General features: G+C 62.0%; 20 protein-coding genes. 11 read left to right on the top strand and 9 right to left on the bottom strand.

Going from position 1 to position 25807, the window contains the following annotated elements:
* Positions 1-4 precede the first annotated feature (4 nt).
* The 3 genes from nagZ to IEV88_RS02925 form a co-directional block, all read right to left on the bottom strand.
* On the bottom strand, positions 5-1033 hold the full coding sequence (gene nagZ, locus IEV88_RS02935; RefSeq protein ID WP_188159792.1) for a beta-N-acetylhexosaminidase: 1029 nt from the start codon (positions 1031-1033) through the stop codon (positions 5-7).
* Positions 1034-1071: 38 nt separating this feature from the next.
* Entirely contained in the window at positions 1072-1935 is an 864-nt protein-coding gene (locus tag IEV88_RS02930; RefSeq protein WP_188159791.1) for an SPOR domain-containing protein, read from the bottom strand.
* Between the two features lie 152 nt (positions 1936-2087).
* The gene (locus IEV88_RS02925) at positions 2088-3308 is read right to left on the bottom strand and encodes a deoxyguanosinetriphosphate triphosphohydrolase (protein WP_188159790.1); all 1221 of its coding nucleotides are present in this window, start codon (positions 3306-3308) and stop codon (positions 2088-2090) included.
* Between the two features lie 396 nt (positions 3309-3704).
* On the opposite strand from IEV88_RS02925, the gene IEV88_RS02920 reads away from it, so the two are divergent.
* The 4 genes from IEV88_RS02920 to IEV88_RS02905 all read left to right on the top strand — a co-directional run bounded on the left by IEV88_RS02920 (position 3705) and on the right by IEV88_RS02905 (position 6441).
* On the top strand, positions 3705-4034 hold the full coding sequence (locus IEV88_RS02920; protein ID WP_188159789.1) for a HesB/IscA family protein: 330 nt from the start codon (positions 3705-3707) through the stop codon (positions 4032-4034).
* Positions 4035-4113: 79 nt separating this feature from the next.
* Entirely contained in the window at positions 4114-4521 is a 408-nt protein-coding gene (locus tag IEV88_RS02915; protein ID WP_188159788.1) for an MAPEG family protein, read from the top strand.
* A gap of 15 nt (positions 4522-4536) precedes the next feature.
* Positions 4537-5337 carry an exodeoxyribonuclease III gene (locus tag IEV88_RS02910; RefSeq protein WP_188159787.1) on the top strand — a complete coding sequence of 267 codons (801 nt, stop codon included), beginning with the start codon at positions 4537-4539 and terminating at the stop codon, positions 5335-5337.
* Between the two features lie 3 nt (positions 5338-5340).
* Complete coding sequence (locus tag IEV88_RS02905) at positions 5341-6441, top strand: ATP-dependent DNA helicase (protein ID WP_188159786.1); 1101 nt, start codon at positions 5341-5343, stop codon at positions 6439-6441.
* A 1-nt stretch (position 6442) separates the two neighbouring features.
* Here IEV88_RS02905 and IEV88_RS02900 read toward each other — a convergent pair whose 3' ends face one another.
* From IEV88_RS02900 to ilvD, 4 genes are all read right to left on the bottom strand, one after another.
* Complete coding sequence (locus IEV88_RS02900; RefSeq protein WP_188159785.1) at positions 6443-6646, bottom strand: hypothetical protein; 204 nt, start codon at positions 6644-6646, stop codon at positions 6443-6445.
* A gap of 38 nt (positions 6647-6684) precedes the next feature.
* On the bottom strand, positions 6685-7584 hold the full coding sequence (locus IEV88_RS02895; RefSeq protein ID WP_188159784.1) for a DUF3137 domain-containing protein: 900 nt from the start codon (positions 7582-7584) through the stop codon (positions 6685-6687).
* 89 nt (positions 7585-7673) lie between these two features.
* A complete protein-coding gene (locus tag IEV88_RS02890; RefSeq protein ID WP_188159783.1) occupies positions 7674-8153 on the bottom strand; it encodes a GlcG/HbpS family heme-binding protein in 480 nt (159 codons plus the stop codon).
* Positions 8154-8234: 81 nt separating this feature from the next.
* A complete protein-coding gene (gene ilvD, locus IEV88_RS02885) occupies positions 8235-9956 on the bottom strand; it encodes a dihydroxy-acid dehydratase (protein WP_188159782.1) in 1722 nt (573 codons plus the stop codon).
* Positions 9957-10153: 197 nt separating this feature from the next.
* On the opposite strand from ilvD, the gene IEV88_RS02880 reads away from it, so the two are divergent.
* The 4 genes from IEV88_RS02880 to IEV88_RS02865 all read left to right on the top strand — a co-directional run bounded on the left by IEV88_RS02880 (position 10154) and on the right by IEV88_RS02865 (position 20792).
* A complete protein-coding gene (locus tag IEV88_RS02880) occupies positions 10154-13174 on the top strand; it encodes an ATP-binding protein (RefSeq protein WP_188159781.1) in 3021 nt (1006 codons plus the stop codon).
* A gap of 78 nt (positions 13175-13252) precedes the next feature.
* Positions 13253-16069, top strand: a complete 2817-nt coding sequence (locus IEV88_RS02875; protein WP_188159780.1) for a phosphoenolpyruvate carboxylase — start codon at positions 13253-13255, stop codon at positions 16067-16069.
* 271 nt (positions 16070-16340) lie between these two features.
* Positions 16341-17462, top strand: a complete 1122-nt coding sequence (locus tag IEV88_RS02870; protein WP_188159779.1) for an efflux RND transporter periplasmic adaptor subunit — start codon at positions 16341-16343, stop codon at positions 17460-17462.
* A gap of 15 nt (positions 17463-17477) precedes the next feature.
* Positions 17478-20792 (top strand): efflux RND transporter permease subunit, encoded by a 3315-nt coding sequence (locus tag IEV88_RS02865; RefSeq protein ID WP_188159778.1) that lies wholly within the window; start codon positions 17478-17480, stop codon positions 20790-20792.
* A 33-nt stretch (positions 20793-20825) separates the two neighbouring features.
* Here the strand turns inward: IEV88_RS02865 and IEV88_RS02860 are convergent, their stop codons facing one another.
* Positions 20826-21851 (bottom strand): LysM peptidoglycan-binding domain-containing protein, encoded by a 1026-nt coding sequence (locus IEV88_RS02860; RefSeq protein WP_188159777.1) that lies wholly within the window; start codon positions 21849-21851, stop codon positions 20826-20828.
* A 123-nt stretch (positions 21852-21974) separates the two neighbouring features.
* On the opposite strand from IEV88_RS02860, the gene IEV88_RS02855 reads away from it, so the two are divergent.
* Positions 21975-22574 (top strand): LOG family protein, encoded by a 600-nt coding sequence (locus IEV88_RS02855; protein WP_188159776.1) that lies wholly within the window; start codon positions 21975-21977, stop codon positions 22572-22574.
* On the opposite strand, the gene gltX is transcribed toward IEV88_RS02855, so the two are convergent.
* Positions 22571-23923 carry a glutamate--tRNA ligase gene (gene gltX / locus IEV88_RS02850; RefSeq protein WP_188159775.1) on the bottom strand — a complete coding sequence of 451 codons (1353 nt, stop codon included), beginning with the start codon at positions 23921-23923 and terminating at the stop codon, positions 22571-22573. The genes IEV88_RS02855 and gltX overlap by 4 nt on opposite strands.
* 282 nt (positions 23924-24205) lie before the next feature.
* Between gltX and IEV88_RS02845 the strand changes: the two genes are divergently transcribed.
* Together IEV88_RS02845 and IEV88_RS02840 are read left to right on the top strand one after the other, a co-directional pair.
* Positions 24206-24790 (top strand): murein L,D-transpeptidase catalytic domain family protein, encoded by a 585-nt coding sequence (locus tag IEV88_RS02845; protein ID WP_188159774.1) that lies wholly within the window; start codon positions 24206-24208, stop codon positions 24788-24790.
* A 198-nt stretch (positions 24791-24988) separates the two neighbouring features.
* Complete coding sequence (locus tag IEV88_RS02840; RefSeq protein ID WP_188159773.1) at positions 24989-25594, top strand: murein L,D-transpeptidase catalytic domain family protein; 606 nt, start codon at positions 24989-24991, stop codon at positions 25592-25594.
* Positions 25595-25807: the final 213 nt, after the last annotated feature.

Genomic DNA, 25807 nt, shown 5'->3' with positions numbered 1-25807 from the left:
GGCCTCAGGCCATGACAGGTTTTAGCAATTGGGCAAAACGAGCCTCTTCTTTTTCCCGATCGAAGCCCGATTTGGATGTCAAAAGCGCCATCGCAGCGTCAGCGCGCTCCAGCGCCCTGCCCTCCAGCACAGGCGCGGCCGCGGCGATCGCCTGCATCTCGGCCATATCGCCATTGCAGTGGAGCAGCAAATCGCAACCGGCAGCGAGCGCGGCACTGGCGCGATCCCCGAACGAGCCCGTCAGCGCCTTCATCGACAGATCGTCGGTCATCAACAGGCCATCGAACCCGACCTGGCGGCGAATGACATCGCCGACGACCTTGGGCGACAGGGTCGCGCAATTATCGGCATCCCAGGCGGTGTAGATGACATGGGCGGTCATCGCCATCGGCGCATCACACAACGCCTTGAACGGCACGAGATCGACCTTTTCGAGATCATCGAGCGGCGCGGTAACGACAGGCAGCTCGAGATGGCTGTCGGCCATGGCGCGGCCATGCCCCGGAATATGCTTGATGATCGGCAGGACACCGCCGGCGAGTGACCCGTTGATGACATCGCGGCCGAGGCTGGCGATGACTTCCGGATGGTTCGCCAGCGCCCGGTCGCCGATGATCTCGTGGGCGTCCGGCTGCGGCACGTCGAGCACCGGCACGCAATTGACGTTCACTCCAACCTCCGTGAGATCCGCCGCGATCAGCCGCGCCCCGAGAAAGGCCGCCTCGGCCGCCTTCTCGTGCTTCAGCTTGTAGAGATCGCCGAAGCGCGCCATGGGCGGGCGTTTTGGCCAGCCGGGCTCTTTCAGGCGGGCGACACGGCCACCCTCCTGGTCGATCAGGATCGGGGCGTTGTCTACCGCTATGGCCGCGCGCAGCTCGGCGCAGAGGGCGCGGATCTGGTCTTTATCCTGACAATTGCGGGCAAAGAGGATGAACCCCCAGGGCCGCGTCTTCTCGAAGAAGCTCTTTTCTTCATCGCTCAGGGATAGACCGGCGCAACCGGCGATGAAGGCGCATTGGGGCGAATTGGTCATGAAAGCCTCCCGGCCTTGATGGCCGGTGTTGAGGGTGATCAGTCGACGGCCCGCACGAGGCAGTCCTGGCCCGCCGCCTTCAGCTGGTCGCACCAGTTGGATGCCCCATCATAGGACGTGAACGGTCCGATGCGCAGGCGGTGGAAGACACCGCGATCGCCAAGATCGGCGACCTGGATGTCCGGCCGCTTGCCGCTCATCAGCGTGGCATGGCGGCCAGTCAGCCGGTCATAGAACGTGTTCGCCTCGGCATCGCTGCCAAACGCGCCGACCTGAACGACATGGCTGCCGGAAACCGGGGCTGTGGTCGTGGTCGCCGGTGTCGGGGCGGGTGTCGTGGCCGGGGTCGTGGCAGGCGTGCTCGCAGCCGGTTCGGGTCGGGTTGCCGGTTGCTCGATCGGTTGCGTGGCGACCGGGTCCGGATCGCTGCGGACCGGCGATGTTGCCGTGGCCTGGCCGGTGGATGCAGAGGTCGACGGCTGAGCGGACGAGTCGCTCGTCTCTTGCTCTGGCGCCGTTTCGCTGCCACTCACCTGCTGCGAGGCCGATACGGTCTCGCCATAATTCTCAAGCGGATCGCGGTCGGCCCCGGCATCGACCAGCACTTCGGCAGGCGGATTGCCGGAAAGGGTCTCTTCGACTTCAGGCCGCGTACCGGCGGGCAGATCGAGCGCGCGCTCGGTCTTGACCGGACCGGCCTCGGCGGTAACCAGCGGAACCTCCCCGGAGCGCTGCTCGCCAACGGCCATGCCGCGCTTGTAGGCAAAGACCACGATGAGGCAGAAAACGAGAACAATCAGCAGGCCAACGACCAGGATCAGCAGGCCTGATGGGCCTGCGCCTTCCTCGTCATCGTAATACTCGTCGTATTCTTCGCTATATTCTTCGCTCATCGCTGCCATGAAGCTGATATTCCTGAAAATTGGCCCCACAATGCGGGTATGGATGGTTTGCCGTAACGCGACTCGGGCGCGATCCGCAAGTTACCTGTTGCAGAGAGTGGTTAACGTGAACCTTGGCATCAATATGACGGCGCCCCGTCGGACCCAGCCGCCTAGACCCAGCCGCCTGCATCAAACAGCTTGTGATGCTCGCGGATCGCGAAGCGGTCGGTCATGCCGGCGATGTAGTCACAGATCGCCCGGGCTTTTTTCTGTTCGTCGCCGTCAGCCCACGCATGGCGCCATTCCGGCGGCAGCGTTTCCGGCTCGGCCATGAACACACCGAACAGATCGCGCACGATGCGCTTGGCGTGGGACCGGGCCCGCATCACCTTCCAGTGGCGGTACATGCGCGCAAACAGGAAGGTGCGCAGCTCTGTCACCTTGGCGAACATCCCGTCAGAGAACGCAACCATCGCCCGCTCGGCATGGCGGATATCCTCCGCCGTTTCCGGCTTCAGCACTGCCAGCCTGCGGTTGGTCTCGTCAAAGACATCCGCCACCATTTCACCGATCATGTCGGAGACAGCCTCGGCGACCAGCAGGGGCTCGCTGCAATCCGGATATTTTTCCCGCGTCGCGCGGATAGCCTCGCCGATCAGCGGCACGTCCATCGCCTCCTCGAGCGTGAACAGCCCGGCCCGCAGGCCGTCATCGACGTCGTGGTTGTTATAGGCGATGTCGTCGGCAAGGGCGGCGCATTGCGCCTCCAGACCGGGCCAGGTGTGCAGCTGCAGGTCGTGAAGTTCGGCATATTCGGCCAGCGCGGCGGGCAGCGGCGGCGCCTTGTCGCCCTTATTTCGTTCTCGCGCGATGGCATCCGCGCCGGGGCCGATGAGCGGACCATTATGCTTGACGACGCCTTCCAGCGTTTCCCAGGTCAGGTTGAGGCCCGGAAACGCCGCATGGCGCTGTTCGAGCTTGGCGAGAATGCGCAGGGTCTGGGCGTTGTGATCGAACCCGCCATAGGGCGCCATCACCTCCTCCAGCACATCCTCGCCGGTATGGCCGAACGGCGAATGGCCGAGATCGTGGGCGAGCGCGAGACATTCGGCGAGGTCCTCATCGAGCTGCAGCAGACGCGCGAGCGAGCGCCCGACCTGCGCCACCTCCAGGGAATGGGTCAGCCGCGTGCGGTAGTGATCGCCCTCGTGATAGAAGAACACCTGCGTCTTGTGCTTCAGCCGGCGGAAGGCGATTGAGTGCACGACCCTGTCGCGATCGCGCTGGAAAGGCGAGCGGGTCTGGCTCTCCGGCTCGTCGTAGAGACGGCCGCGGGTCTGCGCGGCATTGCAGGCATAGGGCTTGATCGGGGCCGGAAACGGGACTGCCATGGCGCTGGCCTTCAGGGTTGTGCGACTGGAACAAATCGTGTACGGTGTGCCGGAGGCGGTCCGGCTCTGATGCTCGCTTAGACCAGTTCGCCCGCAGAGCCAAAGGGCAAGTGCTTCGGCGCCTGAGTGCGACGCCCAGCCCGGCCCGCGATCTATTGTCAGGTGCGAGGCTTTGAAAGGGTGGCGCAGACCCTTATATCCTGTATCAGCGGCCCACTGCCGCGCCGTTTAATGGAGTATCTGATTATGGTTTTCGCCGCTTTTGCCCTTGCCGCCGCTGCCGCATTCGTTTTCATTACCACGCGCCCGAAACCGCAGCCAAAGCGCGTCCGCGTCCGGGCTGAGCGCAAAAACCACCGCTGATCCCACAGGTATTTCTCCCACAGGTATTTCTGCATGAACGACTCTATCACCCTTTCCGACCGCGCCGCGAGGCGCATCGCCGAGATCCTGTCGAAGGAAGCGGATGGCGCTATGCTGCGCATTGCCGTCGCCGGTGGCGGCTGCTCGGGTTTTCAGTACACGTTCGACATCGTCTCGGAACGCGAGGATGACGACCTCGTCCTGCAGAAGGGTGGTGCAACGGTGCTGATCGACTCGATCTCGCAAGGCTATATGCCCGGCGCGGAAATCGACTTTGCCGACGAACTGATCGGCGCGGCGTTCAGGATCAACAACCCGGTCGCCAGCGCCAGTTGCGGCTGCGGCACCTCTTTCGCGATCTGACAGGTCGGCACTTCTATCGGGCATGCCGCCTTCGACATGCTATAAGTGACGAGAGAATCACCATGAGAGGGGTTTACCCATGATGTCCCTGGTCTTGCCGTTGCTCGTGCAGGTCGCGCTGACTTTCTTCCTGTTGTTCTGGGTCGCGATTTCGCGCAGCCGGGCCGCCGGCGCCGACAAGGAGATGATCCAGCGGTCTGCCACGGACCCCTCGATCTGGCCAGACCGGCCGAGGCAGGTCGCAAACTGCTATTCCAACCAGTTCGAACTGCCGCTCCTGTTCTATCTAGTCATCCTGCTCTACATCGTCACCGGCGGGTCGAGCGTGCTGATGACCGTCCTGGCCTGGGTCTTCGTCGCCTTCCGCATCGTCCACATGATCATCCACACCGGTACCAACCGCGTAATGCACCGCTTCTATGCCTTTCTCGGCAGCATGGTGGCGGCGATCGCCATGTGGGCACTCTTCATCTTTCACTATTTCTGATAGTCAGCCTGCCCCATGAAAATTGCCTCCTGGAACGTCAATTCCATCAATGCCCGCCTGCCCCGCATTCTCGAATGGTTCGATGCGGCCACGCCCGATGTCTGCGTGCTGCAGGAAATCAAATGTCTCGACGAGAAGTTTCCCGTCGGCGCGTTCGAGGATCGCGGCTACAATTGCGAGCTGCACGGACAAAAGACCTATAATGGCGTCGCCCTGCTGTCGAAATTTCCTGTGGAAGACGTGATCCGCGGCCTGCCGGGCAATGACGATGACGACCAGTCGCGCTATATTGAGGCGATGGTGTTCCCGGACGATGCCGAACCGGTACGCGTCGGCGGGCTCTACCTGCCCAATGGCAACCCGGCGCCGGGTCCGAAATATGACTACAAGCTCGGCTGGATGGCGCATCTGAAAGCCCGCGCAGAAGCCCTGCTCAAAACCGAAGAAGCCTTCATCCTGACCGGCGATTACAACGTCATCCCGCAGGCCGAAGACGTGCATAATCCCGCCGCATGGGCTGACGATGCGCTGTTCCTGCCGGCGACCCGCGCCGCGTTTCGCGAGATCGAGAATCTCGGCCTGACCGACGCGTTGCGCCATCTCTATCCCTATGATGTGTTCTACACCTTCTGGGACTATCAGCGCGGTGCCTGGCAGAAGGATCATGGCATCCGCATCGACCATGTCATGCTCTCGCCCCAGGCCGCCGACCGGCTGACCTCCGGCGGCGTCGACCGCACCACGCGCGACCCCGGCTTCGGCAGCCAGGAGGCAAAACCTTCCGACCACGTCCCTGTCTGGATCACGCTGGACTAGAATATGAGCTGGTCACCGCAACAAGATGCCGCGCTGAAAGCCGTTTCGCGCTGGTATGAAGGCAAGCGCGAGGCCCAGGTGTTCCGCCTGTTCGGCTATGCCGGTACCGGCAAGACCACCCTCGCCCGCCATATCGCCGAGCATATCGATGGCGACGTGGTGTTCGGCGCCTTCACCGGCAAGGCCGCCCATGTTCTGCGCCAGAAGGGCTGCGCCGACGCTGGCACGATCCATTCCCTGATCTATCGCCCCGCCATAAGCGAGGACGAAGAGGAAGACGGCGCGCCGATGTTCACCATCCGCCGCGACGCGCCCGCCGGCGAGGCTGACCTCATTATCATCGACGAATGCTCCATGGTCGACGAGGAGCTCGGCCGCGACCTCCTCTCCTTCGGCGTGCCGGTGCTGGTGCTGGGCGATCCGGCACAGCTGCCGCCGGTCAAGGGCGGCGGCTTCTTTACCGAGGCAGAGCCCGACGTGATGCTGACCGAGGTGCACCGTCAGGCGGCGGACAATCCGATCATCCGCCTGTCCATGGATATCCGCGAGGGCGGCATGCCCGAGCACGGCACCTATGGCGAGAGCCGCGTCATCGGCCGGCGTGAAATCGATGCCGACGCGATCCTCGCCGCCAACCAGGTGCTGGTCGGGCGCAATATCACCCGCCAGAAGTATAATGGCCGCATCCGCACGCTGCTGGAGTTCGATGGCGATAGCCCTTGCGTCGGCGAACGGCTCGTCTGCCTGCGCAACAACAAGCAAAAGGGCCTGCTCAATGGCGGCATGTGGAAGGTGAAGGCGCGGGCCGGCAAGAAGCGCGGGCTGCTGCGTATGGACCTGATCCCGGAGGATGGCGGGCGCACGACCCGTGTCGGGGTGCTGCCTGACTTTTTCTCCGAGAGCGCTGAACAGATCCCCTGGCAGAAGCGGCGGCGCTCGGACGAGTTCGATTATGGCTATGCCCTGACCGTGCACAAGGCGCAGGGCTCGCAATGGGATGATGTCGTGCTGTTCGACGAAAGCTTTGCCTTTCGCGAGCACCGCGACCGCTGGCTCTACACCGCCGTGACGCGCGCGGCGGAGAAAATCACGATCGTCCGATAGCTTATTTGGTCAATACTGCTATCAGCCGCTCGTATTTCGTTGCGAATTCCTTTTGATGCCTGACGAGGGTTTCGGTAATTTCCTCTTCCGACCCGTCTGGCAATTCAAGTTTTGCCTTGACGCCGCCTTTGGCGAAAAGTTCGATTTGGCGCAGCGCATCTTCGCGCTCTTCACGGCACCAGTTCACGAGTTCCTCGATTGTCATGACTCTCTCCTTTCATGCTTTCTCAAGAAATCTGCTCGTCACCCCCGGAGAGAATAGCTTCCTTCTATCCGTCCCTCAACCGGCTTTACGATTACATCGATCAAATCGAAGATGATCGCGAATTCCTTCAGCAGGTCGCCGACCCGCTCGCGCGAGGCGATGGACCGGAAGCTGGAGCCTTTCTGCAGCACATTGCCGGTTTCCACCGCCAGATAGAGCGCCCCGTCGGCAAAGGCGGCGCGGGGCTGCTTGCCTTTGAAGAGGTTTTCCAGCTCCAGAAACCGCTCGAGCACGACAGGGTCGAGCAGGTCGCGCGCCTCGACCTGGTCGGTCGACCACGCCTCGAACAGTTTCTCGAATCGCGGGCTCGCCATCCCAACCCTGGAAAAGCCGCTGCCCGGTTTTGACATGGCGTTGAACCAGCCGGCATCGCGGGCGACCACGGTCTTGCCGTAGAACTTTCTGGGATAGCCGATCCTGAGAAGCTGGCCGCGGAAGACGGTATGCCAGGTCTCGTCGCCATCCTTGTCGCGCGACACCGTTTCCAGATGCGCCTCATAGACGAAAAAGTCGGTCCCGTGGCGCGTGCCGGTGACGAGGTCCTCGAAGGACCGGCGGTCATCATCCGGCAAAAGTTTCAGGGCCCGGAAGGCCGCAAATTCGGGCGGCGCGAACGCCTTCTCCGTATAGGTCATGTCGAGGGCGGAGATGACCGAGTCCATCAGGAAGTCGTGGGCGCCGCTATTGACCTTGCTGAGCGGCATATAGGAGATGCCCGCGCCGATGCCTGCAACGGCCAGCCCGCCAATCGCAGCGACGAGCCAGTGACCGGACCAGAAAAACAGGCCAGCGCCAAGGACTGCCGCGAGGATCAGCGCAACCACCGAGCCCCGCTGGAAGGCTTTGAGCTTTTGCTGGCGCTCTTGTTCAATCGCCATCAATCTCGGCTCTAACTTATCAGTGTATAGAGTATCGAATGCGACGAAGTCGGGATGGATGGATTCGAAGTCTGTCACACCGGCCTTCGTCATTCCACTGAAGTCACTTCGGTCACGAGGCCTGCCGCCGCGACACCGGCCATGATGCAGGCAACATCGTCGGAGCTGTCCGCGCCGGAAACCCCTACGCCGCCGAGTGGCGAGCCGTCGGCCATGTAGATCGGCAAGCCGCCCTCCCACACCGCGATGTCAGGGGCCTCCCCGCCCCAGTCGGCGGTGATGGAGGTCGCGAAGCGGTACTTTGCGGCGGAACGGCCCTTCCACATGGCGACATCGGGGATGGCAGCGGCGATCCCGTCCATTGCCGCATAGGTCACCATCATGCCGCGATTGTCGAACACGGCGATGGCGATGACCATGTCATTCTCGGCCGCATGGGCGAGGCATCCGTCGCGGATCGTGGCGGCGCTTTCCAGCGTCAGCTGGGCCTGCATTTCCTGAGCGGATGCGTTGGCCGTGAACAGCGCTGACGTCATGGCGAGCGCGATGGCGGTTGCGGTTATCTTCATGAGGGTCCCTCCCGATTGTGTTCAGTCAGAGCCTAGTCGCAGCCGCCTGAAAACGAAAGGTCGGGTTACGCCTCAGACGGATCAGATATCGGCATACACGTGTTTCTCGTCCTTCGCCCCGGGCTGGGTGCAGGCACCGAGATAGGCCGGCCCGACGGTCTGGGTGTATTTCCACAGGGCGCCGCTGGCATACATGTTTTCCTTGCGCGTGAAGGACTTGCGCCGTTCGGCAAGCTCGTCCTCGCTGAGCTCGACATTGATCGTGCCCTCTGCCGCGTCGATGACGATCATGTCGCCATCCTTCAAAAGGCCGATCGGCCCGCCATCGAAGGCCTCAGGCCCGACATGGCCGATGCAGAAACCGCGCGTCGCGCCCGAAAAACGGCCATCGGTGATCAGCGCGACCTTGTCGCCCATGCCCTGGCCATAGATTGCCGAGGTCGTCGACAGCATCTCGCGCATGCCGGGGCCACCCTTTGGTCCCTCATAGCGGATGACGAGGACGTCGCCCTCTTCATACTCGCGTTTCTCGACCGCCTTGAAGCAGTCTTCCTCGCAATTGAACACCCGGGCCGGGCCACGGAATTTCAGGTTCTTCATGCCGGCGACCTTGACGATCGCCCCTTCCGGCGCGAGCGAGCCCTTGAGGCCGACCACCCCGCCGGTCGGCGACAGCGGATTGCTCACCGGACGGATAACTTTCTGGGTCTCGTCGAAGACGACGCCTTCGAGGTTCTCTGCCAGGGTCTTGCCGGTCACCGTCAGGCAGTCGCCATGCAGATAGCCGCCATCGAGCATGGTGCGCATCAGCATCGGCATGCCGCCCGCCTCGCCCATATCCTTGGCGACATACTGCCCGCCGGGCTTGAGGTCGGCGAGATAGGGCGTCTTGCGGAAGATCGCGGCGACATCGTCAAGCGTGAACGCGATACCGGCCTCATTGGCAATCGCCGGCAGATGCAGCACAGCGTTGGTGGAGCCGCCCGTCGCGGCGACGACGGCAGCGGCATTTTCAAGCGCCTTCAACGTCACGATATCGCGCGGACGGATATTCTTTTCGATCAGCATCATGACCGTTTCACCCGAGGCGCGGGAATATTCGTCGCGGCTCTCATAGGGCGCCGGCAGGGCCGAGGACAGCGGCAGGGCAAGGCCCATCGCTTCAGACACGCAGGCCATCGTGTTGGCCGTGAACTGACCACCACAGGCCCCGGCAGAGGGACAGGCGACCTTTTCCAGCAGCTGCAGCTTGTCGGCGGTCATGTCGTTCCGGCCGGCAGCATGGGCGCCGACCGCTTCGAAAACATCCAGCACGGTCACGTCCCGGCCCTCGAACCTGCCCGGCAGGATCGAGCCGCCATAGATGAACACGCTCGGCACGTTCAGGCGCAGCATCGCCATCATCATGCCCGGCAGGGACTTGTCGCAGCCGGCCAGCCCGACCAGCGCATCATAGCTATGGCCGCGCATGGTCAATTCGACCGAGTCGGCAATGACCTCGCGCGAGACAAGCGAGGAGCGCATCCCCTCATGGCCCATGGCGATACCGTCGGTCACGGTGATGGTGCAGAACTCCCGCGGGGTGCCACCCGCCTCCTTCACGCCCTTCTTGACTGCCTGGGCCTGTCGCATCAGCGCGATATTGCAGGGCGCGGCCTCGTTCCAGCAGCTGGCGACCCCGACGAAAGGCTGCTCGATCTCCTTCGTCGACAGGCCCATCGCATAATAATAGGACCGGTGCGGCGCCCTCGACGGGCCCTCCGTGACATGGCGGGACGGCAAGCGGGATTTGTCGATAGTCATTTTTCACTCTTTTTTGCGAAGTTTGAGAGATTGTCTGCTAAAAATTGCCCCTCAAGGCAAGCCGGAAGCAGCTGAAAAGTCCCCTGAACGCTACAGAAACCCGAAATTAACACCCTTTGCCTATGCTCCCCAGCCTAGGTGAGGGAAAGATGCCATTTCAGACCGAAGCGTTATTTAGACGGCAGCCGGATACATCAGTGTCGTCGTCGACCAGCGACCTGAGAAAGATGGTGGTGTTCAAAGAGCTGTCGCCGATGCTTTTTTCCTGCCTCGGTATCTCCGGGCTGATGGGCGCCGCGCTGCATTTCTATCTTGGCTATGCCATACTGGCCCTGCCCATGCTGGCCGGCACGATATTTTCGGGCCTGCGCTTTTTGCACTGGCGCAAGGCCGAGCCCGCTTCCTTTTCACAAGAGCAGATCAAGCGGGCCATGACGTTCATCAGGGTCTCTGCTCTCGTGAATGTGCCATTCATGTCGATCTGCTCGGTCCTGTTCATCGTCAGCACCAGCGAAACCGGTGTGATGGTCGCGGGCTGGATGTCCCTGATGGCCCTGATCACGGGCATCTCCCTGTGTTCCCTGCCGATGACGGCCCGCCTGGTGATGCTGGGATTGCTTCTGCCATCCAACTTTGCCTTGCTCTTGTCTCCGCAAATCACGGCGCAAGTCTTCGCCCTTTCCATGATCCTCCTGTCGCTGCTGTGCATGGGCACCTTCTCCACCGTGCTGAAACTGATCCGGACACTCACCGACGAGGCTGATGAAAATGCGTTGCAACGCGGCTGGATGGCCGCAGCCATGCGCGATTTCCTCGAAATGTCGCGAGATGCTGCCTGGGAACTCGACGAGCGTCTGCGCATCACGCAACTGGCCGAATCCGCTCGCGAAATTCTCGGCCATGAACCGTCGCGCCTCATCGGTACCAAATTCGCAGCCCTGATCGACCAGAATGATGTCTATTCGCGCAAGTCGCTCGAAATGTCTGCCGACCTCTTGAGGCAACGCACCGCCTTCAGGGATCTTGTCTTCGCCCTGCACCACGTCGATGGCAAGAAGCGCTATGTCAGCATGTCCGGCGTGCCGCTCTTGAACCACGCAGATGGGTTCGCCGGGTACCGTGGCCTTATTTCCGACGTCACCCAGAAAATCGAGAACCAGCGCGCGCTGGAAGAAAACGAGGCCAGGTTCCGTGATTTCGCGGAGCTGGCGGCAGAACGTCTCTGGGAAACGGATGAGAACGACTGCTTTACCTATATTTCCGAATCCAGCGTCCGTAAGCTGAAAAAATCCGTCAAATCGTTTATCGGACGCAAGGCAGGCTCTGCCTTCGAGGACGTCAATACACAGACGGAAGAAGAGCGCCAGCGCTGGCACGACCACTTCGCTGCCAAGCGCCGTCACGAGCCGTTTCGCGACTTCGTCATGAAGGATGGCCAGGGCGGCACGCTCAGCCTCAGCGGCAAGCCGCTGTTTGATGAGCACGGCAAATTCCGCGGCTATCGCGGCTATACGCGCGAAATCACCGCGGAGTTCGAAGCCCGCGAGGCAGCCAGGACCGCTGAAGAAAAGCTGACCGTCGCCAATCGGGAGCTCGAAGACCGGATCAATCAGCGCACCAGCGAATTGCAGGAGAAAAGCAATCTGCTGCAGGAGATATTCGACACGATGGGCGAAAGCCTCGTCGTGCTCGACAGCGACCTGACCATCGCCATGGTCAACGAGAAAAAGGGCATCGCCCTGCCCCCAGGGAAATGGACCCTGGGCGGCGACGCCAAAGAGATCTACAGGCGGGCCCACTCGCTCGGGCTGTATCGCGACCGCCCTTCGGAGAGCGGCAAGGTCAATACGATCGCGGCGAAAATGGAGCGTGGCGAAGCCCTGCGCCTAAACCGCATCGACACGTCCGGCCAGCATATCAGCGAGAACTTCTATCCCCGTCAGGGTGGCGGCTACGTCATCCTGTATACTGATATAACGAAGGAAGCCAAGCGCGAGGAGGAACTGCGCGCGCTCTCGGTCGACCTGCGCCGCTCCAAGGAAGCGGCCGAAGCGGCAAGCCGCATCAAGTCGGAGTTTCTCGCCAATATGAGCCATGAAATCCGCACACCGATGAACGGCATTCTCGGCATGACGGAAATCCTGATGGGCACCAGTCTGTCGGACGAGCAGGAGGAGATGACCCGCGTTGTCATGCGCTCGGCAGACAGCCTGTTGACCATCATCAACGACATTCTCGACTTCTCCAAGCTCGAGGCTGGCAAGATGACTTTCGTCAAGGATAGCTTTGACCTCAAGGCCGCTCTCGGCGATGTCGCCGACATTCTCGCTCCCAAGGCCGCAGGCAAGGGTATCGCGCTCAACCTGGAATTCGATACCGAGATTTCCGACCGGTTCATCGGCGATATTGGCCGTATCCGCCAGGTCGTGACGAACCTTGCCGGCAATGCCGTCAAGTTCACCGAGACAGGCACTGTCGATATCCATGTCGGCGAGCAGCGGCGCGATGGGATGGCTGCGTTGACCATCACCGTCACGGATTCCGGATGCGGCATTCCGGCGGACAAGCTCGACCGTATCTTCAACAAGTTCGAGCAGGTCGATGGCTCGTCATCGCGCCAGCATGAAGGCACCGGGCTCGGACTGTCGATCTCCAAGCTGATCGCGGAAAATCTCGGCGGGACAATCACCGTGGAAAGCGCCATCGGATTCGGCTCCACCTTCACCTTCACCATCACCCTTCCGGTCGACAAAAGCCACGTCAGCGGCGAGTCGCGGAGCGCCGAGGCAAAGATCCATGCCGCTCTCAGCTTCCGCAACTGCCACTTCCTGATTGCCGAGGACAACATGGTCAACCAGATGGTGCTGCGGGCCATGCTCGAACCTGTGGCGTGCAGTCTTCACATCGCCAATAACGGTGCCGAGGCCGTCGAGTTCTATCAGCAACATGATTTCGACTTTGTCCTGATGGATGTCTCCATGCCGGTGATGGACGGTCTCGAGGCGACACGCCAGATCAAGCAGATCCAGAAGCAACGGGGCACACACGTTCCCGTGATCGGGATCACCGCCCACGCCATGCATGAAGACCAGACACGCTGCCGCGCCGCCGGCATGGACGATTATCTGCCAAAGCCGGTGCGCAAGGAAGCGGTCATGGAATTGATTTCCTCGTGGCTGGAACAGAAAAAGGCCGAGAAGAAGATCAACGCCGCCTGAATTCCCCTCCGGGTGGCTTGACGCTGGCCCCAGCCTTCCCCACAACCGTTCCCGTTTGACCTGCAACGGGAGCCCGCGATGACAACCAGCACGACAGACCTGGAAACCAGCCTGAAAAGCCGTCTCGAAGAATTGCGGACGCAAATTCTGAAGGACCCGCTTGCAAACCCTGTTCGCCAGCTGGCCCATGAACTGTCCGTGCGGATCGAGAAGGACGAAATCTCGCTCGCAGACCTGTCCGGTCTCGTCAAGGCACTGAGCGACGATGCCTTTGCCTCCCGGGCCGGTTACCTGTCCACCTATCTCGGCATGGACGAGCAGCGTGAGAGCGGCGTTGCCCTGAGAAAAACCGTCAGGAAAATTTCCGAACGCTTCACGACCGCGGAAGAATTTGCCGCCTATTGGCAGCGCTGCCGCGACATCGCCGTGTTCACCGCGCACCCGACCTTCATTCTCTCCGCCAAGCAGCGCGAATTGCTGATCAAGGCCGCGACCGAGCCGGCGTTCGACCTGCGGGGCTCCCTGAAGGATGTCGTGCACCATCCGGATACGAATATTACCCTCGCCTATGAGCACGGCGCCGTGCTCGATGCGATGAAGAATGGCACCAGGGCGCTGTCGACCCTGACGCGGATCGTGCTGGAGGAAGCCCGCGAACGCTTCCCCGACCAGTGGCAGACGATCCTGCCGACGCCTGTCAAGATCGCCAGCTGGGTTGGTTATGACATGGATGGCCGTAACGACATCGGCTGGAACGACGTCATCCGCCACCGCCTGATCGAGAAGAAATTCCGTCTCGACTATTATGTCGAGGAACTGGCTGTCCTGGCGAAGGATGGCTACGACGTCGCCGCCGTCACCGAGACGGCGACAGCCGCCCGCGACCATACTGACAAGGCTGTCACCCTGTTCGCCATGTTCGATGACAGCCCGAAAACACTTGCGGCAGCTGCAGACCATTTGACCGAGGATGGCCCGGGCCGTCTGACCAGCATCGAGCCTATGCTGGCCCAGATGGATGAGGCGATCACGGCCGCCGGCGATGACTGCCTGCCCCTGATTGCCCTGAAATCCTCGATGAAGAGCTTCGGTCTCGGCGCCGGCGAGATCCACTTCCGCCTCAACGCCTCGCAGATTCGCAACGCCGCCCGCAATATCCTCAACCTCGTCTCTGATGATGACCTGTTCGGCCGACGCGCGCTCGAGCGGGTGAAGGAAGAGATCGAGAAGACCGACGCCGTCGATGTCAACTTCGCCTCGCTCGCGATCGAGAAATCCTCGGCCTCGCGGCTGCTGATCGCCATGGCACAGATCGTCAAGCATATCGACGCCGACCAGCCGATCCGCCTGCTGATCGCCGAGTGCGAGAACCCCGTTACCGTGCTCGCCTGTATCTATCTCGGCAAGCAATTCGGTGTCGAGAAGAAGATCGATATCTGCCCACTGTTTGAAACGGCCAAGGCCCTCGACCGGTCGCGCCGCATCCTCGACGTGCTGCTTGGCCAGGAAATCTATCGCGACTACGCCAATGGCCGCGGCCGCGTCGCGATCCAGGCCGGCTTCTCCGACGCCGGGCGGTTCATGGGCCAGATCCCGGCGACCCTCGCCATCGAGCGCCTGCAGGGCCATTTCGCCCAGCTCATCCACAAGCACGGGCTTGGCCATCTCGATGCCATCGTCTTCGACACCCATGGCGAATCCATGGGCCGCGGCAATCACCAGAAGAGCTTCAGCGACCGCTCGCTCTATGCCCTGTCCCCCTGGGCGCGCCATGAATTCGCATCTCGCGGCATCCACCTGATCCAGGAATCGAGCTTTCAGGGCGGCGACGGCTACGTGCTGTTCGGCTCCGAACCGCTGGCCGAAGCGGTCGTCAATGGTCTTCTGAACGCTCATCTTGAGGCTGAGGAAGCGATGAAGTCGGAAGACCTGTTCTACGAGGACACGGCGACCAGCCTCGACTTCTACCGCACCGTGAAGGCCCGCCAGGAAGACATGTTCGCCGACAAGGCCTATCACGCGACACTCTCCGCGCTCGGCCTGTCACTCCTGCCGACCACCGGCTCGCGCAAGGCCAAGCGGCAGTTCGAGCGCCGCTCCGACGAGGATATCTCCCTGCGCAAGATCCGGGCGATCCCGCACAATGCGATCCTGCAGCAGATGGGCCTGCTGGCCAACCTGATCGGTGGTGTAGGCCAGGCGCTGTCGACCGAGCAGGATTATTTCGTCACCCTCAACGAAAGCTCCGACCGCTTCCACAGGCTGATGACCCTTGTCGCCAGGGCAAAATCTCTGAGCGAGATCAAGACCATGATCGCCTATATGAAGCTGTTTGACGGCTCCTTCTGGGCAACGCGGCCCCTGTCGGGCAATGAGCATGATCTCGAAAAGCCGTGTGCGGAACTGGCCTCCCTGCTCGCCTCCGATGGCCGTTATTTCTCTGCGCTGCAGCTGGCCGCGCGTCTGCGCTCGGACTCCATCGCGCTCGGCCAGGCGCTGACGGAGATGGGCCTGCGCAGCGGGACGGCGGAAGTGCCGCTGTCGCTCGACGTCCTGCACGCCGTGCGCATTGCGCTGATCCAGCACCTGTTCATCATGGTCGCCAAGCTGCCGACCTTCTCGCCGCAGACCGGTCACTCCAAGCAGGATGTGATCGAGATGATCTTCCATCTCGATGTGCCGTCCGCGACCGACCTGCTGCACGAGATCTTCCCGACCGATGCGCCGCGGATCGGCGATTTCAGCCTCAAGGAAAACGCGACCTATCCCGACAATTCCGCCGAGCCGAAATATATCAGGCTTCAGCGCGAAATGGTTGATCCGATGGAGGAAACCTATGGTCTCCTGATGCGGATCACCAACGGGATCAGTCATTATTTCGGGGCGATCGGCTAGGGCCGCCTGCGTCCGGAATCATGCAGATTGGCTGCCCTGGGCCCTTGGAAATGATCACCTTTCTGCCTTCGGATGATGCCCTTTGAAGGCAGGATGATCTGGCACCGCTTCCAGCGGTTTCGGCGTCGAAATGCTGCCATGCACAAAAAGCATAACGGTGATGCAAGTTAGTTGGGCTATGTTGAGCCGATCTTTACCATGTCTGCTGTAGTATTTTGTGGGAAAGACTACATATTCCCGCATAGGCAGGACAAGGATACGGGTGGTAAACATGGCAGGCTGGCGGTCTCTCCCGAGCTCGGTCAAGACGGCGTTGCTGATCACGGCAGGCGTCGTCGCCTATTTCGCCTTGTCGATGCTGCTGCGCTCCGGCGGCGAGGAGATCGTTGCCGACGAGGAAACCCGCCTGTTCCGGGTCGTGACCGAAACGGTGGATTCCCAGACCATCACGGAGAAAATCGAGATGCGCGGCCGCACCGAAGCGCGCCGCCTCGTCGTCGTGCGCGCCGAGACACCCGGCCAGGTCCGCGCCACGCCATCCCCCGAGGGCCAGTTCGTCGAGCGCGGCAGGGTCCTGTGCGAAATCGACGTCGAAACCCGCAGTGCGACGCTCGGCGAGGCCCGCGCCGCTTTCGAAAAGGCCCGCATCGACTACGAGGCTGCGCAGGAACTGGCCGACAAGGGCTTCGCCTCCGAGGCCGGAGTTGCCTCGGCGAGGGCTGTCTACGATCAGGCCGAAGCGGCGCTGCAGCGAGCCAGCACCGATCTCGGCAAGACGTCGGTCCGCGCGCCCTTTGCCGGCATCCTTGAAGAGCAGCAGGCCGAGGCAGGCGATTTTCTCAATGTCGGCGCCCCCTGCGCCACCCTTGCCGAGCTCGATCCAATCCGCATTCGCGGTGCCGTGCCCGAGCGGGACGTCGCGCGCATCCGCGAGAACAACATGGCGCAGGTAGTGCTTGCGACCGGCGAGGAATTCCCGGCGCGCGTGACCTATGTCGCGGCCGCGGCGAGCGATGCGACGCGCACCTATGCCGTCGAGCTTGAAGCCGAGAACCCCGGCACGATCCGCGCCGGGCAGACAGCGACGGTCCTGATAGACACCGGCGACACGGATGCCTGGCTGCTGCCCCACGATGTCGTCGTCACCTCCGATCAGGGACAGAGCGGCGTGCGGACCGTGATCCGCACGGGGGCGAAGACCGGCGAGGTAGTCTTCCGTCCCGTCTCCATCACCGGCGACTCCGCCGATGGCTATTTCGTCAGCGGGCTGTCCGGTGAGCAGGAAATCATCGTGCGCGGGCAGAACTATGTCCGCGACGGACAGGCAATCGAGATTGCCGCACCCGGTGAAACCTATCAGCAGTCGGACCGATCCGACAGCCAGCCGGGTTAGGCGGGGAGGCAGATCATGATGCATGTCGTCGATGCCGCCTTCCAGCGCTCGAAAGTCGCCATGCTGGCGCTTGTCGCCTTTACGATCTTCGGCATTTCGGCCTTCGTCACCATGCCGCGCGAAGCCGATCCGGATATCCCCATCCCCGTCGCCCTTGTCGTGCTGCCCCTGCCGGGCGTTTCGCCGGAAGATGGCGAGCGTCTGCTGGTCAAGCCGACAGAGGCTGAACTTCAGTCGATCGAAGGCCTCGACCAGATGGACTCGCTCGCCTATGAGGGCGCCGCGCAGATCCGTCTCGAATTCGAGCCGACCGTCGACATGGACGATGTGCTCGCCGATGTGCGCGAGGCGGTCGACCGCGCCCGGGCCGACTATCCGGCGGATGCGGAAGAGCCGATCGTGCAGGAATTCAACGCGCAGCAGCAATTCCCGGTCATCTCCGTCATCCTGTCGGGCACGGCGCCCGAACGCGCCCTGTTCCAGAGCGCCAAGCAATTGCAGGATGCACTGATCGCGACGCCCGGCGTGCTCGATGCCGAACTCGTCGGTGCGCGCGACGAACTGCTCGAAATCATCATCGACCCTGAAGTGATGGAGGCCTATGGCCTGTCAGAGCAGGAAGTCGCCCAGGCCGTTCGCGCCAACAATTCCCTGATCACCGCGGGCTCCCTGCGCTTTTCCGACGGCACCTACTCCGTCAAGCTGCCGGGCCTGATCAAGACAGTGGAGGATGCGCGGGACATTCCGGTGCGCAGCGATGGCGAGGCGGTCGTCACCCTCGGCGACATTGCCGAAATCCGCCGTACTTTCGAAGACCCGGACGGCTTTGCCCTGTTCAATGGCGAACCGGCGATCGGCATGAACGTCTCGAAGCGGTCGGGCGCCAACATTGTCGAGGTGAGCCAGTCGGTAAAGGACGTCACGGAACGGCTCGCTGCTGAATGGCCGGAGACGATCCATTATGCGTTCACCGGCGACCAGTCCTATTTCGTTACCGACATCCTGTCTTCCCTGACCTCGTCGATCATCCTGGCGATCCTCCTGGTGATGATCATCGTTGTCGGTGCGCTCGGCTTCCGCTCGGCGGTGATGGTCGGCATCGCCATCCCCTCTTCCTTCCTCATCGGCCTCGCCCTGCTCGCCATGAATGGCTACACGCTGAACATGCTGGTCATGTTTTCCATGGTGCTGTCCGTCGGCATGCTGGTCGACGGCGCCATCGTCATCGTCGAATATGCCGACCGCCGGATGATCGAAGGCGCCAGCCGCCGCGAAGCCTATGCCGAAGCAGCCAAGCGCATGTTCTGGCCGATCGTCGCCTCCACCGGTACGACGCTGGCTGCCTTCATCCCCTTCCTGTTCTGGGATTCGCTCGACGGCGAGTTCATGAAATTCATCCCGATCACGCTTATCTTCGTGCTTTCCGCGTCGCTGTTCGTCGCGCTGATCTTCCTGCCGATCATCGGCGCCAGTTTCGGCCTGCCGGAGAAGCTCAAGCGCCGTCTCGGCATCCAGGGCAAGACCGACAGCGAGGAGACCCGCGTCGACCTCGATAGTGTCGATCCGCGCACCCTTGGCGGCATGACCGGCGCCTATGCAAGGCTGATCGCCTGGCTGACGGACAAGCCCGTGCTGGTGCTCGGCTATGCCGCGATCATCATCGCCGTGTGCAATCTCACCTTCTCCGTCGCCTCGCCCGATGTCGAGTATTTCATCCGCAATGATGACGAGCAGGTGCTGATCATCGTCCAGGGGCGCGGCAACCTCTCGGAAGAAGACAAGCTCGCCATCGCCGAGGAAGTGCGCGGGCTGGTCGAGGACCACCCGGCGATCGAGAGCATCTACACCCAGACCGGCCCGGCCCTGTCGCGTGCGCCGACCGCGCCGCCGGAGACCATAGCCCAGCTCAATATCGACCTTTATCCGTATGAGGAGCGCAAGCATTCCCGCGAAGTGCTGGAAGACCTGCGCCAGCGCACCGCCGGTCTGCCGGGTATTGTCCTCGAGGTGCGCCAGCCGGAACAGGGCCCGCCCCAGGGCAAGGACACCCAGGTCGAGCTGACCGCCGGTAATTTCGACCTCGCCCGCGAGGCTGCCATCCTGGTACGCCAGTTCATGGAAGGGAGCACCACCGTCGTCAACGGCCATGAAGTGCCGACCTATATGGATATCGAGGATAACCAGCCGCTGCCGGGGACGGAGCTTGTTGCCGTCGTCGACCGCGAACAGGCCGGCCGCTTCGGCGTCTCCCTCGGCGAGATCGGCTCGATGATCCAGCTCGTCACCGACGGCCTGCTGATCGACACCTATCGCCCGGACGACAGCGATGACGAGATCGATATCCGCATCCGCTTCCCGGCCGATGACCGCACCGTCACGGCGCTGCAAAACCTCAATATCCAGACCCGCGAGGGGCCGCTGCCGATCTCGAACTTCGTCGAGATCGTACAGCAGCAGCAAGTCGACCGCGTTACCCGCCGCGACGGCAACAGGGTGATGGACATCAAGGCCAATGGCAACACCACCGTCGACGGCTATGAAGTCAGCCAGGACGTCGCGATCGAGAAGATGCGCGCCTGGCTTCAGACCGGCGTGCTCGCCGAGGAAATCAGCCCTTCCGTGTCATGGCGTCTGCGCGGGGCCAGCGAGAGCCGCAACGAGGCCGCCGGCTTCTTCCTTACCGCCATGCTGTCGGCGATGTTCATGATCGGCGTTATCCTGATGCTGCAGTTCAACAATTTCTACCACGCCGCGCTGACGCTCTCTGCGGTGGTCCTGTCCGTCTACGGCGTGTTGCTCGGCATCGCCCTGACCGGCCAGTATATCTCGGTGATCATGACCGGGGTCGGCATCGTCGCGCTGGCCGGGATCGTCGTGAACAACAATATCGTGCTGATCGATACCTATCATTTCCTGAGAAATACCGGCCTGTCGGTGGAGGACGCCGTGATCCGCACGGCGGCCCAGCGCCTGCGTCCGGTCCTGTTGACGACGTCTACGACGATCATGGGCCTGTTGCCGATGGTCTTCGAGATCAATGTGAACTTCACCGCCGGTCAGATCGGCATCGGCTCTGCGACCTCCGGCTGGTGGGTGCTCCTGTCCTCGGCCATCGTCTTCGGTCTCGCCTTCTCGACGCTGCTGACGCTGATCCTGACGCCGGTCCTGCTCGCCGCGCCGAAAGTCTTCTCGGCCCGGATCAAGGCGGCGCTTGGCACCGTAAGGCGCAAGAAGGAAACGTATCAGGCACGCCCGGCATCGCCTGACACAGCAGACGCGATCACAGACCGGCAACAATCGCCCGATGCGACCCGTACGGCTGCGGAGTAAATAGTCAAAGAAATAAAGAGCGTGGGGAAACGGCTACTGGTCCGCTGTTTCTTCGTCGTTCTCATCGACCATCACCGGTTCCGGCGTGGCCGGCGCGTCTTCTTCCTCGACACCGGGGACATCGAAGATCTGACCCGGATAGATGAGGTCGGGGTCGCGGATCTGTGCCTCGTTCGCTTCATAGATGATCGTGTACTGAGCGCCCTCGCCATAGGCCCGGCGGGAAATCACCCACAGCGAGTTGCCCGGCTGGACGATGACATTGCCGTCGCGGAACACGACATCGCTGAAAGACGCGCGCTCGAACGGCACCTCGATGGCGTAAGCCGGATTGCCAAACTCGTCGAGCTGGATGATCTGCAGCGTATAGCGGCCAGGCACGATCGACGTCGACATGCTCCAGCTGCCGTCATCCTGGGCAATCGCCTGGTCGATGAAATTACGGTTGGCGAAGACCTGCACTGTCGTGCCCGGGGACGCCATGCCGGAAAAGATCACGCTGCCGGCGTCATCATAGTCGATCGTATCGAGGCTGAGCGGACCGAGGCCGGTCGGGCGGTCAGTCGGGCGCTGCAGCACTTCGCTGGCGCCGCCCGGCGTCGTGCGCAGGATCAGCGGCTGGTCGCCCTCGCGCTCGGGCACATAGACGACGATGGTCTCGTCCGACCCGATATCGAGGCCGTCAATCGTGGTCATCGCCAGGGTAAGCTCGACAGTGCCGGATTTGAGCGGCGTTTCGGTGCTGATGGCCCAGGCGCCGTCCCGTCCGGCGGTTTCCGTCGCCAGTTCCTCGCCATTGGCATAGAGCGTGACCGTCGCGCCCGGTGCCGCAACGCCGGCAATGACGGCAAAGCCCGACCGGTCGACCCGAACGATATCGAATCGCGGCGGCTTGATTCCGGTCTCGGCAGGCTCCACATCCGATGTCTCCTGCTCTTCCGTCGGGACATCAATTCCGCTAGTGTTGCCAGCCCCCGGTAGCCAACCCATTTTCTGGGCGGCGAAATACCCAACCACTGCGAGGATCACGAGAACCAGAAAAAACAGGACGACACGCATTCTAATGGCCTTTTTGTTGCAATGGTCCGATATTTGACCGGCTAGTTGTCGACGCCGCTTTTAGCATGCACCGCCGCTCCTGACCAATCGTCTATTCCCCTTAAGTTATACGAGACCATTCATATGTCTAAATTGAAATCAATATGCGTCTATTGCGGACATAAAGAGGGCGACAGTCCCGTCTTTATCAACTCAGCCGAGAAACTGGGTCGCGAGATCGCCGAAAACGATATAAAACTCATCTATGGCGGCGGCGAACTCGGCCTCATGGGCCGTGTCGCCTCGACCGCGCGGGACAATGGCGCACATGTATTCGGCGTTATTCCGGACTTCCTCGTCGAGGTCGAAGGACTGTTGCCGGGAACCGATCACAAGATCGTCAAGAACATGCATGAACGCAAGATGATCATGTTCGAGGAGGCAGATGCCATCTGCACCATGCCCGGCGGCATTGGCACGCTGGAGGAGATCATCGAGATATTGTCATGGGCGCGGCTAAATCTGCACCGCAAACCGATCGTGCTGCTGAACCTGGAAAATTTCTGGTCGCCGCTGGTCGAGCTGATCGACCATATCATCGAACGCGGTTTCGCCGCGCCGGAGCTGCGTAAGGACCTGATTCTCGTCGACCGCGCAGAGGACGTCATCCCGGCCGCACAGAAGGCGCTCGATGACCTGTCCTGCGACACGGAAGAAAGCCAAGAGTTCGAGGAACGGATCTAGGCCGTCTCGCCCAGCAGCCGCGCCCTGGCCTTTTGCGCACCGATCAGCCGGAACATCACCGCCATGTCCGGCCCGTGCGGCTGGCCGGTCAGGGCGAGGCGCAGCGGCATGAACAGTCCCTTGCCCTTGCGGTCCGTCGCCTCCTTCAGGGCCGCGGTAAGCGCGCCCCAGCTTTCATCCGTCAGCGGAGCATCCGGCACCAGCGCAGCAGCGCTTGTCGTGAACGCGCGATCTTCATCGGCGATGACCGGCTCGACAGGACCGTCAATGACGGCTTTCCAGGCGACCGCATCTTTCAGCGTTTCGACATTGCCGCGCACCGTCGTCCAGATTTCCTCGGTCACGCCATCGGCGGACAGCCGGTCCGATACTTTCTCATAGGGGGTCTCGTGCAGGATCTTGGCGTTGAGCGTCGCCAGTTCGTCCATATCGAAGCGGGCGGGAGCACGCCCCATCTTGTCGAAGCTGAACCCCTCGACCAGATCGGCAAGGTCCGGCACCGGCTGGACCGGGTCCGACGTGCCCAGCCGCGCCAGCAGGCTGGTGATCGCCGCCGCCTCGATGCCCGCCTCGCGCATGCCCTCTATCGACAACGATCCGAGGCGCTTGGACAGGCCCTGCCCATCGGCGCCGACCAGCAGCGAGTGGTGAGCGAATTGCGGCACCTGTCCTGCTCCCCGAAGCTCGATCAGCACCCGGAAAATCTCCACCTGAGTCGCCGTGTTCGTGACATGGTCTTCACCGCGGATGACGTGGGTGATGCCGAAATCGACATCGTCGATGCAGGATGGCAGCGTGTACAGATACATGCCGTCCTCGCGGATCAGCACGGGGTCGGACACGGCCGACGTATCGACGCTCACGTCGCCGCGGATCAGGTCGTTCCACTGCACCGGCGTCTGGGATAGCTTGAAGCGCCAGTGCGGCTTGCGCCCCTCCGCTTCAAAGGCGGCCTTTTCGCCGTCCGACAAGGTCAGCGCGGCGCGGTCATAGACCGGCGGCAGGCCGCGGGCGCGCTGCAGCTTGCGCTTGCGGTCAAGCTCATCCGACGTCTCGTAGCAGGGATAAAGAAAGCCCTTGTCCTTCAGCCACTCTGAAACCTTGTCGTAGTCGCCGAAGCGTTCCGACTGGCGGGCGAATTCGTCATGGGTCAGGCCAAGCCAGCCGAGATCGGTCTGGATGCCGTCCTCGAACGCCTTGGTCGAGCGCGCCTGGTCGGTATCGTCGGAGCGCAGCATGAACGTGCCGCCTTCCTTGCGGGCGAACAGGAAGTTCAACAGCGCGGCGCGGACATTGCCGACATGGATCTTGCCGGTAGGTGACGGGGCGAAACGGACTTTGACGGACATTCAGGGACCAGCTTTCGGCTCGGATTGGGAGTGAGCGCTTTACCCTGTCCTGTCATGGCGGTCAAACGGATCGCGCGGTGCCTGCCGACGGCGCTTGCAGCGAGGCCGGCGAGCCCCTCTTGCAAAGACGCCCGGGATAGCCTCCAATTGACGCGGGAAAATGGGATGTCCGGAATGTTCACGCGCCTAGCAGCTCGGTCCGACTTGTTCCGGCGGCGCCGTAGCGCGCTGGCTGGTCTTGCATTTGCGTCCGCGCTGATGCCGTTGCCGGCACAGGCCGGAATGCCCATCACCGAAATCGTCGACTATAGCCAGGTGCAGGCGGCAGGTCTCGAGCCGCGCGTGCTGAACGAGGCGTTCTCGGCCCGCGACCGCTATCTCGGCGATATCGGGGACCGGCGCTATCTGACGGTCATCGACTTCGGCAAACCGTCGAGCGAGGACCGGCTTTACCTGCTTGACCTCGTCGCAGGCACCATCGAGGCGATGCTGGTTGCCCATGGCGAGGGCTCGGATCCTGACATGGATGGCCTTGCCGACCGCTTTTCTCCCATGCCCGATTCACGGATGAGTTCGCTCGGCGGTTACCTGACAGCGGACACCTATTACGGCGCACACGGCCTGTCTCTGCGCCTGCACGGCCTGGAAGAAACCAACAAAACCGCCTGGGACAGATTGATCGTGATCCATGGCGCGGGTTATGTCGGCAGGCATCTCGCCGAACAGGGCTGGAGTTGGGGTTGCCCGGCTGTGGACTATGCCAAGTCCGGGCCGCTCATCGAGAAAATAAAACAGGGCACGTTTCTCTATATTGCAGGCCCCGTGCCGGATCATGACGATAATGGGGCACGCCTCGCGGCGCAGTAGCGGCATGACATTAACATGGATGTTACGATATCGAAATTTGATCTGAACCCGTCCCTTGGATACAAAAAGATTGAAGGCAGGTCAGTTCCATATTTTTCTGATATGTCATGTTCCCCGATCGTTGCGAGGCGGGGCCCGATAGAGACGGGATGACCTCTGCCGCCAGACGACAACGCAAAGCGACAGGAAATTGCCATTATGCTAGCCACTCTTGCTGGCCTGTTTGCAGGCCTCATGCTCTCCCTCAACCCGCAACAGCCGACTCCGGTCGACTATGACAAGCTATCCGCCGCCGGGCTTGACTACGCCCTGCTCGAGGAAGCCATCGCGGCGCGGGACGCCTATCGCGGCGAGATCAGCAATGAGCGTTTCGTCACCATCATCGACTATTCCAAGAATTCCAGCGAAGACCGTCTTTATCTGGTCGACACGAAGACCGGCGATATCGAGACCATGCTGGTCGCCCATGGCCAGGGCTCGGACACGAACCATGACGGATTCGCCGAAGCCTTCTCAGACACGCCGGAGTCAAAAATGACCTCCATTGGCGCCTTCGTCACCGCCGAGACCTATTACGGCAAGCACGGCCTGTCGCTGCGTCTCGACGGCCTTGAAGACACCAATTCCAATGCCCGCGCCCGGGCGATCGTCATTCACGGCGCCGACTACATCAACCCTGCCCGCGCGCTCCAGGGCCGCAGCTGGGGTTGTCCGTCGGTGGAGCGTGCCCGCTCCAAGCCCCTGATCGACGCAATCAAGGGCGGATCTTTCGTCTACACCACAGGCGGCACTATGAGCGCCTGATGTGACTTCTCCTCTGGCGTGCAGACTGCACTTGCGGGCGGCTTCCGGGCCGCCCGCTTTTTTGTGCTGCGCCACGAGACGATCAGCTGACATTTGCGTGAGCCGGTCCCTGTCAGGCCGGAAATATGCCGCTTTAACCATGCCGCCTCTCCCGGAGACGGGATTTGGGTACGGGGCTTGCATCGCTCCCGTCGGACAAGGCACCGGAGAAGG

The sequence above is a fragment of the Aquisalinus flavus genome, assembly GCF_014640095.1.
GTDB lineage: Bacteria > Pseudomonadota > Alphaproteobacteria > Caulobacterales > Parvularculaceae > Aquisalinus > Aquisalinus flavus.
The sequence above is the reverse complement of the archived record's forward strand: the minus strand, read 5'-3'. Positions and strand labels throughout refer to the sequence as shown.

Coding starts and splice junctions, on each gene's coding strand:
- nagZ (WP_188159792.1), bottom strand. CDS start 1,033: ATGACCAATTCGCCCCAATGCGCCTTCATCGCCGGTTGCGCCGGTCTA.
- IEV88_RS02930 (WP_188159791.1), bottom strand. CDS start 1,935: ATGGCAGCGATGAGCGAAGAATATAGCGAAGAATACGACGAGTATTAC.
- IEV88_RS02925 (WP_188159790.1), bottom strand. CDS start 3,308: ATGGCAGTCCCGTTTCCGGCCCCGATCAAGCCCTATGCCTGCAATGCC.
- IEV88_RS02920 (WP_188159789.1), top strand. CDS start 3,705: ATGAACGACTCTATCACCCTTTCCGACCGCGCCGCGAGGCGCATCGCC.
- IEV88_RS02915 (WP_188159788.1), top strand. CDS start 4,114: ATGATGTCCCTGGTCTTGCCGTTGCTCGTGCAGGTCGCGCTGACTTTC.
- IEV88_RS02910 (WP_188159787.1), top strand. CDS start 4,537: ATGAAAATTGCCTCCTGGAACGTCAATTCCATCAATGCCCGCCTGCCC.
- IEV88_RS02905 (WP_188159786.1), top strand. CDS start 5,341: ATGAGCTGGTCACCGCAACAAGATGCCGCGCTGAAAGCCGTTTCGCGC.
- IEV88_RS02900 (WP_188159785.1), bottom strand. CDS start 6,646: ATGACAATCGAGGAACTCGTGAACTGGTGCCGTGAAGAGCGCGAAGAT.
- IEV88_RS02895 (WP_188159784.1), bottom strand. CDS start 7,584: ATGGCGATTGAACAAGAGCGCCAGCAAAAGCTCAAAGCCTTCCAGCGG.
- IEV88_RS02890 (WP_188159783.1), bottom strand. CDS start 8,153: ATGAAGATAACCGCAACCGCCATCGCGCTCGCCATGACGTCAGCGCTG.
- ilvD (WP_188159782.1), bottom strand. CDS start 9,956: ATGACTATCGACAAATCCCGCTTGCCGTCCCGCCATGTCACGGAGGGC.
- IEV88_RS02875 (WP_188159780.1), top strand. CDS start 13,253: ATGACAACCAGCACGACAGACCTGGAAACCAGCCTGAAAAGCCGTCTC.
- IEV88_RS02870 (WP_188159779.1), top strand. CDS start 16,341: ATGGCAGGCTGGCGGTCTCTCCCGAGCTCGGTCAAGACGGCGTTGCTG.
- IEV88_RS02865 (WP_188159778.1), top strand. CDS start 17,478: ATGATGCATGTCGTCGATGCCGCCTTCCAGCGCTCGAAAGTCGCCATG.
- IEV88_RS02860 (WP_188159777.1), bottom strand. CDS start 21,851: ATGCGTGTCGTCCTGTTTTTTCTGGTTCTCGTGATCCTCGCAGTGGTT.
- IEV88_RS02855 (WP_188159776.1), top strand. CDS start 21,975: ATGTCTAAATTGAAATCAATATGCGTCTATTGCGGACATAAAGAGGGC.
- gltX (WP_188159775.1), bottom strand. CDS start 23,923: ATGTCCGTCAAAGTCCGTTTCGCCCCGTCACCTACCGGCAAGATCCAT.
- IEV88_RS02845 (WP_188159774.1), top strand. CDS start 24,206: ATGCCCATCACCGAAATCGTCGACTATAGCCAGGTGCAGGCGGCAGGT.
- IEV88_RS02840 (WP_188159773.1), top strand. CDS start 24,989: ATGCTAGCCACTCTTGCTGGCCTGTTTGCAGGCCTCATGCTCTCCCTC.